Source organism: Oleiphilus sp. HI0086 (assembly GCF_001635225.1).
Genome location: NZ_LWFZ01000094.1, coordinates 1 through 730, shown reverse-complemented (window position 1 = coordinate 730; position 730 = coordinate 1). Strand labels below are relative to the sequence as shown.

General features: G+C 48.6%; 1 protein-coding gene. It reads right to left on the bottom strand.

Annotated elements, in window-relative coordinates:
- Positions 1–730, bottom strand: a 730-nt coding sequence (locus A3756_RS01375) for a thrombospondin type 3 repeat-containing protein (RefSeq protein ID WP_197481088.1), incomplete at both ends; no start/stop codon positions are given.

Genomic DNA, 730 nt, shown 5'->3' with positions numbered 1-730 from the left:
CGACAAGGCATTGTCATCTAGCTCAGCACTAAACGAGCCATCAGAATTAAAGGTCATGGACTCCAGAATGTAGTAAGGGTCGCCACCATCATCTGGCGCATCGTCGAAGTAAACATTAAAGCGAGTTTGGTCAGAAAGTTCTTCTACCGTAAACATATGACCAGAGGTGTCTCCCCCATCACAGGCATCACCTATTCCATTATGGTCGCTATCTTGCTGATCACTGTTTGCATCAGTCGGACAGTTATCAATATCATCCGGTATACCGTCTGAGTCACTGTCAGTCGCATCTTCACTCACTGCATACAGCATGCTAGCAATGTAGTCATTAGCTTCACCATCATGGAAGAACTTGGTAGAAATATGAGGGAAGCCATCAGACAAGATGCCTAGCTTACGAGAGAATACTCCTGAAGCACTTGTCGCCGTAAAGCGAACAAAGCCAGAATCTATCGACCAGGTAGTCGTGTATTCAGTTCCAGTGTGATGGTCTTCGAAGCTGCCGGTTCCACCGCTATCAAAAGCAACCGTATCTTGCTCGCTGTACCAAACGGTATCGTTCACTTCTTCTGTCGTTAGCAGCTTATCCAGGCCGCCACAGTCCTCGACAGCTTGGTCGTAGTCCGCTTCAACCGCGCCACTTTCGACATCCCCTGTGGTACAGGCTTCTGGGCCGCTAGTTCCCATATCACGCATCCACTGTGCAGGGCCGTCATATTCAATACTGGAA